This is a genomic window from Kitasatospora sp. NPDC048296 (assembly GCF_043201815.1).
Lineage (GTDB): Bacteria > Actinomycetota > Actinomycetes > Streptomycetales > Streptomycetaceae > Kitasatospora.
Genome location: NZ_JBICZB010000146.1, coordinates 1 through 5,196, shown reverse-complemented (window position 1 = coordinate 5,196; position 5,196 = coordinate 1). Strand labels below are relative to the sequence as shown.

At 66.9% G+C, this 5,196-nt stretch carries 6 protein-coding genes; 2 read left to right on the top strand and 4 right to left on the bottom strand.

Annotation, left to right across the window (positions count from 1 at the left end; genetic code table 11):
- Positions 1-64: 64 nt before the first annotated feature.
- Entirely contained in the window at positions 65-484 is a 420-nt protein-coding gene (locus ACGF12_RS37785) for an ATP-binding protein (RefSeq protein WP_393040943.1), read from the bottom strand.
- Positions 485-578: 94 nt separating this feature from the next.
- On the opposite strand from ACGF12_RS37785, the gene ACGF12_RS37780 reads away from it, so the two are divergent.
- Entirely contained in the window at positions 579-854 is a 276-nt protein-coding gene (locus ACGF12_RS37780) for a hypothetical protein (RefSeq protein ID WP_393040940.1), read from the top strand.
- Between the two features lie 18 nt (positions 855-872).
- Here the strand turns inward: ACGF12_RS37780 and istA are convergent, their stop codons facing one another.
- The 3 genes from istA to ACGF12_RS37765 form a co-directional block, all read right to left on the bottom strand.
- Entirely contained in the window at positions 873-2,354 is a 1,482-nt protein-coding gene (gene istA / locus ACGF12_RS37775; RefSeq protein WP_393040946.1) for an IS21 family transposase, read from the bottom strand.
- Positions 2,355-2,519: 165 nt separating this feature from the next.
- Positions 2,520-2,693: a hypothetical protein gene (locus tag ACGF12_RS37770; RefSeq protein ID WP_393040937.1), complete on the bottom strand. Its 174-nt coding sequence runs from the start codon at positions 2,691-2,693 to the stop codon at positions 2,520-2,522.
- Positions 2,687-4,024, bottom strand: a complete 1,338-nt coding sequence (locus ACGF12_RS37765; protein ID WP_393040934.1) for a radical SAM protein — start codon at positions 4,022-4,024, stop codon at positions 2,687-2,689. Before ACGF12_RS37765 ends, ACGF12_RS37770 begins: the two co-directional genes overlap by 7 nt.
- 543 nt (positions 4,025-4,567) lie before the next feature.
- On the opposite strand from ACGF12_RS37765, the gene ACGF12_RS37760 reads away from it, so the two are divergent.
- Positions 4,568-5,149 carry a hypothetical protein gene (locus tag ACGF12_RS37760; RefSeq protein ID WP_393040931.1) on the top strand — a complete coding sequence of 194 codons (582 nt, stop codon included), beginning with the start codon at positions 4,568-4,570 and terminating at the stop codon, positions 5,147-5,149.
- Positions 5,150-5,196 lie beyond the last annotated feature (47 nt).

Genomic DNA, 5,196 nt, shown 5'->3' with positions numbered 1-5,196 from the left:
TGCGGGTACTTCTTCGGGGCGGCCATGGCCTCGGGTCCTCTCATGAGACCCATCTGAACCGCTGTCACCATCCTCCGCATCCCGGGGGAACCTCAACCACGCAGAGATTCTCGCGTCGGCCGACCCATTCAAGGGTCCGCAGGGCGGACTGGGTCGGGACGGGGATCGAGGAGGCATCCTCGTGCCAGATGTGGAAGGTCTTGCCGGTGGGGAAGGCTGCGCGGGTGCGTCGGGTGCGGAGGTTGGCGGCGTCCCGGCCGGCGGCTTCCTCGGCCAGCAGGGCCCGCACGATCTCGGCGGGGTCCCATCGTTGGGCCTTCGCGGTGGGGATGATCTCGGCCATCGCCCGGCGGATGTGCGGCAGTTTCAGACGGCGGGTCAGGTTGATCGCCTCGTCGAAGGCGGCGCCCGAGGTCGCGGCGACCGCCGAGGCCGGGGCCTGCATTCGGTGTCGCGGCGCGGGGACGGTGGGGCTGTCGTTCATGGGGGTGTGCTCCTTCTGATCACGGCCGTCGGCGGCTCGGCGCCGTCGGCCGGGTGTTGTCCTTGCTGTCCTGGGCGTCGGATAGGTTGCCCGGATGACTGACATGGACCCGTTGGTGCCCGTTCTCGCCGGGCTGGTCGTCGACACCGTCTGGTTTCTCGACAGCTGCGAGGACGACGAGGTGGATCCCGACTCCGCGGTGAAGATGATGGAGAGCGTCGCGAGGGTGCTGCAGCGGCTGCCGGAGGACCAGCTCGGCCGGTTCCTGCAGACGCTCAGGGGCCTGGCCGAGGCCGAGCCGGACCCGAAGCGGCGGGAGTTCCTGGAGTCTTTCCCCGGTGCTTGCGGTCTGGTCGAGGACGAAGACTGAGGCTTGGCCGGGGCCGGCTCAGTTCGACCCGAATCCGGACCAGGCAGAGGTGCCTGGCTGCAGGCTGTGGGTTTCGCTGCGGCGGATCGGCTCGACCTGGTCGTGCTCGCTCTGGTGGCCCAGGATCGACAGCAGGTCGCCCTCGGCGAAGCGGCCCACCGTCGCGGCGGTGCCCAGCGCCCGGTCGACGTCCGCGGTGCCGTGCAGTTTGGCCAGTGCGATGGCATCGGCCATCTTCGCCCGGATCCGGCGGGTGCCGGCCGCTGCGGCCTCGATGAGCCAGGCCGCCGCCCCGGGCCCGATCGCGAGGAACTGGGCCTCGGCCGGGTTGGTCGGCTTCGGCGTGCGCTGCCCGCGCGGGGCGTCGGGGTAGTGCTCGTCGGCGATGCGCGGGTTGCCTGGAGTGGACCGGGCATGGCGGGCGACCTCGACCGCGCCGCCCGCGACCATGGCGGTGATGATCAGGTCGTCGCCGTGGAAGCGGACCCAGACGCTCTCCTCGACGAGCTCGTGCGGGACCGAGTAGCGCACCGAGTTGACCGAGATCGTCGAGTCCTTGCCGACCCGGCGGCTCTCGCCGAACGCGGCGGTGAACGGCTGCTCGGGCACCGGGTGCAGCCGCAACCGTTCCTCGGCCAACAGCTCGGCGGGGATCCGGCGGGTCTCGCGGTGGACTCGGTTGTTCACCTCCGTCATGAAGTCCTCGCAGGCTTCCTGCAGTTCGGCGAAGCCGGCGTACTCGGCCCGCAGGTTCACCTGCGTGGGCACCAGGTCCCGCTTGGCGATCCTCACCGTCGACTCGGTCCCGCCCTTGGATGCCGGGTCGGCCGGCATGCAGGACCGCACCACCGTGCCGTAGTGGCGGGCGATCGGCACCAGCTCGGGGTTGCGGACTGCGATCCGGGCGACGTGCTCGACCGTGACTGTCTTCTCGTTGTCGGTCAGGCAGTAGGTCGGCACTCCGCCCAGCGCCCGGAATGTCGCGTCCAGGCAGGCCGCCACCGTCGGCAGGGTCTTGTCGAACACCGGGATGACCACCCGGAACCGGGACCAGGCCAGCCACGCGCACCAAAGGCTGGTGCGTCTTCCGTCGATCCGTGGGCCCTCGCCCCAGTCCCACTGCAGCCACATCGCCGGCTCCGGTATCCAGGGCCGGAACACCCTGCGGTTCCCGGCCCGATAGGACTCCTTTGCCGCTGCCACGGCCCGGCGGGTCGTGCGGTCGGTGCCGGTGAAGCCCATCGCGGCGATCTTCTTGTGAACAGCGTCGGCCCCGACCTTGCCGCGCGACCGCTCGACCAGTTCCTCCACCTTCGGCAGGAAGTCGTCGATCAGCTTCGACCGCACGGCCCGCTCGGTCGGATCCACTCCCTGGCCCCGGAGCTGGACATAGCGCCGGACCGTGTGGTGGTCGCATCCGGCCAGCTCGGCCGCCTTCCGGTAACTCCCGGTGAGGTCGTACGCCTCAAGAATCTCCATGATCTCCTCATCGCTCTTCACCATGCCCACTGTGCGTTACAGGCTTGGTGGGTCGGCGGGGAGATCAGCTGTCCGCCACTGGGGAGGTTTCCTGTCCGCCAGCGGGGAGACCAACTGACCGCCGTTGGGGAGTCTGCCGGGTTCTGATCCACTTCTTGTGGTCCGGTGACGGTGCGTCACGAAGGCTCAATCCGCGAGGAGGATCTGTCGGCGCAGGAGATCGAAGCCGGCTCGGCCGTATCCGTCGCGTTTGATCCGCTTGGTCGCCCACAGCAGCACGGCGGTGCCGCAGGCATAGTCGCCGACCAGCGAGAGGGCTTGTCCGAACCAGAGGAGCGTAAAGTTCTTGTTGATCAACATGGCGCGGGGGTGAGACCGTTCATCTCGGCGACGAGATCGAAGCGTTCTTGGAGTGTGAACTTGTACGGCGGGCACGGCGTATTGCCCTCGCGCCATTGTTTGGGACAGGCGCCGCCGCAGATCGGGAAGAAGTAGCAGGCATGACACGGTGTCTCGCCTGCGGCGACCGCGTCGTGCCAGTCGTCGAAGGGGCCGAGCGGGCGTGGCGCATGCACAGGAAGTGTCTCGATCGAGCCGAGCCCGCCGGCTGCCTCTTGTTGTGGCACTAGGGGGTATTCCGAGCAGGAGAACATCGCCCCACTGCTGCTGTGGATCTCCACGGACTGCGAGACGGCAGCGCACAGCACGCGCTCCGGTTCTGTCGGCAGCGCCACGAAATGCAGTCCGAGTCCGTGCATGCGGCGCATCCACTCGACTTCTCGCTGTCCGTAGTAACGCCGGTCGAGCTCTATACGCGATACATCGTTACCCCAGGAGTACACCGGAGCGAGGTTGAAGATGACCCGGTTGTCGGCGAATCCAAGAGTTGCCATGGTGTCCAGGTATTCGGCCACCCAATCCGCATTGGCCACATCGATGTTGGAGCGGAGAACGAAGGTCACATCGGCGAGGGTGTCGTCTTGCAGGGCCTCGAGCAGGACGCGCGTGATCCGATCGAACGACTTGCGCCCGTTGCGCAGCGGCCGGTGAGCGTCATGGATGCGAGCCGGGCCGTCCAAGGTGATGTCGTATTTGGCCACGTGGCATTCCTGTCGCAGGACTCGCAGCTTGTCGAGCGTGAGGAGCGTGCCGTTGGTGACCATGCGCGAGACGTATCCAACGCCTCTGTCGTGTGCTGCCGCGGTGAAGCGGGCGCTCAGATCCAGGATCATCGGGTAGCCGATCATCGGTTCCGCGCCGAACCAGCTCACCGTCACAGTGCGGGTTGTCTTCCTCTCGATCCCCGCCAGCACGCGGCGGGCGACGGCATCCCTGTGACTCCCGGAGAGCCGACCACGAGTGTGCTGCTGGCCGCAGTAAGAGCAGCCCATGTTGCAGTAGGTCGTGGGCAACAGCACATAGCGCAGGTCGCTGAGGCTGGCAGTGGCCGCACGCTGGCGGTCCAGAACGGTGTCCAGTTCCCCCCGGCCATCCGTGACGACTGCTTCGATCTCACGGAGCCCATCGAGCAATTCGGGGGCGATTCCCTCGAGCGTTCCCCGGGCCAGCCGTCTGCCCGCCTCCTCGGGCACAGCGACCATCGAGCCGGTACGCGTCGCATACACCATGCGCACGCGCTGGTGGCCGGCATGGAGATAGGCCCGGTCGCTGACCCTGACGTAGTCGCTCACCCGCTCCTGCGGGGTGGGTGAAACGAGATCGGTAAGCTCGGTGTCGTTCGCAGGTATGGCTGACATGGATCTCCCCGCCGACTTGTGTGCCGTGTGACGGCCCCGCACGGTGCGAAGGGTGAAGGGCCGTCACACGGCAGGCTGAACCGATGGACGAACTAGCAACCGCCCCCGCAGACAGCGTTCCTGCTCGGCTGTTTTGGAGGTATCGGGCCGACTGTGGGGGTGGCCGTCGACATCTTGAGCATGGGATTCCTCTCTCTTCGACTCGTTTGAGAACAGGTCTAACTGACCCCGAACGAGCTCCACCGAGCCGCAGATGACCGGCGTCGTCGAGCTATCGGGCCACACCATGGTTGCGAAGCCACGTCCTGTGCGCCAGCTGTTCGGTGCTGGGCCTAATAGTCGCGAAACCACCCTAGACGGTCGTGCTCATGGCGCTATCGTGATGTTCTGGACTCATCGGGACCACGGGGGGCAACGATGCTTGAACTCCACTTTGGTGTAGCCGACATAGCAAACATCCGGTTCCGTATCTCGCCCATGGACCATGTGCTCGGCGGCGTCGCACGGGCGGCGCACCACTGCGCCGGCGCCTCGGTCAACCGTGACCTGTGGTGGCGCCAGGAGAAGCGGCATGTGCCTCTCCGGGCTGCACCGGTGTTCGAGCTGGTCAACGCCAGTTTCAAAGGCGTTCCGGACTTCCTACAGGAGGCCGCCAGCCAGCGGCTCACCGACGAACTCGACACCATCCTCGCCGTTCCCGACCCCGCCTTCTACGAAAACCTCGCCTTCTACGACCAGGAACCGGAACTACCCCGAATCGTCGCAGAGTTACGCGATGGCGGCACCCGAGAGCTGCGGCGATTCACTGACGGCGTCTGGGCGCTGTTCCGGACCTGCATCGCCCCGCACTGGCCTGACATCCAGCGTCACCTGCAGGCCGACATCGCGCATCGCGCGCGGACTGCGGCCGAAGCCGGGGTCGGCGCCATGCTGAACGAGCTGCATCCGCAGCTTGCCTGGCACGAAGAGGGCATCCTCCGGTACGCCGAACCCGAATGGGACGGCACCTTCTGGCTAGGAGCGTGTCTCAGTAACCGGCAACCCGCGTGCGTCTCGTGATCATTCGTGCGGAATGATCACGGTATGCGCGATGGGGATGGGCTGTT